Source organism: Bradyrhizobium sp. P2_E8, from assembly GCF_056403875.1.
The window spans coordinates 1-2,992 of the sequence record NZ_JBFUES010000920.1 but is presented as its reverse complement, the minus strand read 5'-3'; the positions used below and the strand labels follow the sequence as shown (position 1 = coordinate 2,992).

The following is a 2,992-nucleotide window of genomic DNA, read 5'->3' as shown; positions in this document are numbered from 1 at the left end:
GGCGACGCCGACACCGCCAACCAGCAGCGCGGCGAGGCCGACCAGGGTCAGGAACTGCGTGAAGCGGCTGATGTTGCGCTCGAGCTGCGGCGAGGCATTGGAGCGGCTGCGGACTTCCCAGCCGGCCTGCGGCGCGGTGTTGCGCGCATCGGCGATGAAGGCGTCGGTGGCGCGCTCGCTGTTGGCGGCGTCAGGCAGCTTYACCCGGTAGACCCAGCGCACCAGGCTGCCGGGCTGGATCAGGCCTGTCGCCCGCAGGGCTGCCTCGCTGATCAGGAAGCGCGGGCCGAAGCCGATGCCGCCGGCGAGCTTGTCGGGCTCGGCTTCGACGGTGCTGCGGATCTGGAAGGTCGCCGAGCCGATGGTGACGCGGTCGCCGGTCTTGAGCGAGAGCCGCGCCAGCAGCGTCGGATCGGCGGCCGCGCCGAACGCACCGTCACGCTCTGCAAGGATGTCGGACATCGGCAGCGGCGGTGCCAGCGTCAATTGGCCGAGCATCGGATAGGTGTCGTCGACCGCCTTCATCTCGACCAGCGCGAGCTTGCCTTCGGCCGAGCGTGCCATGCCGCGCAGGGTCGCGGCGGTCGAGACGGTGCCGCGCGAACGGAGGAAGGCGACTTCCTCAGGCTTGGCCTCGCGTTGGAACAGCACGAAGGAGACGTCGCCGCCGAGCAGCGTGCGGCCTTCGCGGGCGAGACCGTCGGAGAGGCTCGCCGACACCGAGCCGACGCCGGCGATCGCCATCACGCCGAGCGCGATGCAGGCGATGAAGACGTAGAAGCCGCGCAGCCCCCCGCGTAATTCGCGCAGCGCGTAGCGGAGCGACAACGCGGCGGCGTTGGGCCGTACGAACGGTTCGGTCGCGGTGCTCATGCCGGCGCAGACTGCGTGTCGATGCGCCCGGAGCGCAAGCGGATCACGCGATCGCAGCGATGCGCGAGCGAGGAATCGTGCGTGACAAGCACCAGGGTCATGCCGCGCTCGGCATGCTTGGTGAAGAGCAGGTCGACGATCTGTTTTCCGGTCGCCTCGTCGAGATTGCCGGTCGGCTCGTCGGCGACGAGGATGGCGGGATCGGGCGCCAGCGCGCGGGCGAGCGCGACGCGCTGCTGCTCGCCGCCGGAAAGCTGCGTCGGATAATGATGCAGGCGGTCGCCGAGCCCGACCGATTGCAGCTCCTGCGCCGCGCGTATTGCGGCGTCGGGATTGCCGGCAAGCTCGAGCGGCACGGCGACGTTCTCCAGCGCCGTCATGGTCGGGATCAGATGGAAGGACTGGAAGACGATGCCGACCTGGCGGCCGCGGAAGCGGGCGAGCGCGTCCTCGTCGAGGGCATTGAAAGGCGTGCCGTTCACCACCACCTCTCCGCTATCAGGACGCTCCAGCCCCGCCATCACCATCAGCAGCGTGGATTTGCCCGAGCCTGACGGGCCGATCAGGCCAATCGTCTCGCCCGAGGCGACCCGCAAGCTGATATCCTTGAGGATGTGAACGCGTGCCGCGCCCGTACCCAATGAGAGATTGACGTTGGAGATGGCGATGGTGTCCGGCGCGGTGCCGGCGAGCGAAGAGGATTCGATGCGAGTGTCCATGGTCCGGTCATATGGCAACTTCGATAGCGCGGTCGAGAGGCGTTACGGAATGTTCATGCACATAGCCGTGTTGATGCTCGCGTTGATGACAATTGCGACAGCGGCGTCGGCACAGGCACAGCCGGCCGCCAAACCGATCAAGCTGGTGGTCCTCGGCGATTCCTTGAGCGCGGGCCTCGGCCTTCCGGCCCAGGAGGCGTTCCCCGCAAAACTTCAAAAAGCCTTGCAGGCCAAAGACATAGCGATTGACATGACCAATGCCGGGGTGTCCGGCGACACCGCCTCCGGCGGCCGCGACCGGCTCGACTGGTCGGTGCCCGAGGGAACCGAGGGCGTGATCGTCGAGCTCGGCGCCAACGACGCGCTGCGCGGCATCGATCCTGACCTGGCGCGCACCGCGCTGACCGACATCGTCCAGCGGCTGAAGGCACGCAAGATCGCGGTGATGCTGTGCGGCATGCTGGCGCCGCCGAATTACGGCGCCGATTATGCCGCACGCTTCAATTCGATTTATCCGGATCTGGCGAAACAATTCGACGTGCCGCTCTATCCGTTCTTTCTCGACGGCGTTGCGGCCGACGCCAAGCTCAACCAGGCCGACGGCATCCATCCGACCGCGGCCGGCGTCGACATCATCGTCGGCAACATGCTGCCCACGGTGGAGGCATTCTTGCGCAACATAAGCGAGCAACGCCGTTGAAAAGCAGGCAACGCTAACCGTAATTCCCAGGGTTTTCCCGGGGTGGCCCGCGCGATGCTTCGCAGAGTCACACAACTGCGATAGGAATCAGGGTACCGGTGATTCGTCGCCGGCTCTAAAATTTGGATATGATCCTGCCCAGGGATCATGCCCAAGCATCGGGAGTGCGAAACGATGCCGCGTTTGTTCACTGGTCTGGAAATCCCGGCCGAGGTCGGCCAGACGCTTTCCAATTTGCGGGGCGGCCTTCCCGGCGCCCGATGGATCGATCCCGAAAATTATCACGTCACCTTGCGCTTCATCGGCGATATCGACGGCATGTCCGCCAACGAGATCGCCTCGATGCTGTTTCGCATCGATCGCAAGCCGTTCGAGGTGAAGGTGCAAGGCTTGCAGAGTTTTGGTGGTCGCAAGCCGCGTGCGGTGGTCGCGACCATCGCGCCGAGCAAGCCGCTGATGGAATTGCAGGCCGAGCTCGAGCGCTTGATGCAGCGGATCGGCCTTAATCCGGAGGGACGCAAGTTCATTCCGCATGTCACGCTGGCCCGGCTGCACGACGCGACCGACCGCGACGTCGCCGACTATCTGTCGCTGCGCGGCTACTTCCCGAGCAAGGCGTTCATGGCCGAACGCTTCGTGCTGTTCTCGTCGCGCGCCTCCACCGGCGGCGGGCCGTATGTGGTCGAGGACGCCTACGAGC

The 2,992-nt window shown here is 66.0% G+C and carries 4 protein-coding genes; 2 read left to right on the top strand and 2 right to left on the bottom strand.

Going from position 1 to position 2,992, the window contains the following annotated elements; translation table 11 throughout:
* Positions 1-873: ABC transporter permease (locus tag AC1D00_RS34290; RefSeq protein WP_477013723.1), on the bottom strand; the 873-nt coding region annotated here is incomplete at its 3' end.
* On the bottom strand, positions 870-1,592 hold the full coding sequence (locus AC1D00_RS34285; protein ID WP_027547530.1) for an ABC transporter ATP-binding protein: 723 nt from the start codon (positions 1,590-1,592) through the stop codon (positions 870-872). The genes AC1D00_RS34290 and AC1D00_RS34285, both read right to left, overlap by 4 nt.
* A gap of 55 nt (positions 1,593-1,647) precedes the next feature.
* On the opposite strand from AC1D00_RS34285, the gene AC1D00_RS34280 reads away from it, so the two are divergent.
* Positions 1,648-2,292: an arylesterase gene (locus AC1D00_RS34280; protein WP_477013724.1), complete on the top strand. Its 645-nt coding sequence runs from the start codon at positions 1,648-1,650 to the stop codon at positions 2,290-2,292.
* Between the two features lie 174 nt (positions 2,293-2,466).
* Positions 2,467-2,992: RNA 2',3'-cyclic phosphodiesterase (gene thpR / locus AC1D00_RS34275; RefSeq protein ID WP_477013722.1), on the top strand; the 526-nt coding region annotated here is incomplete at its 3' end.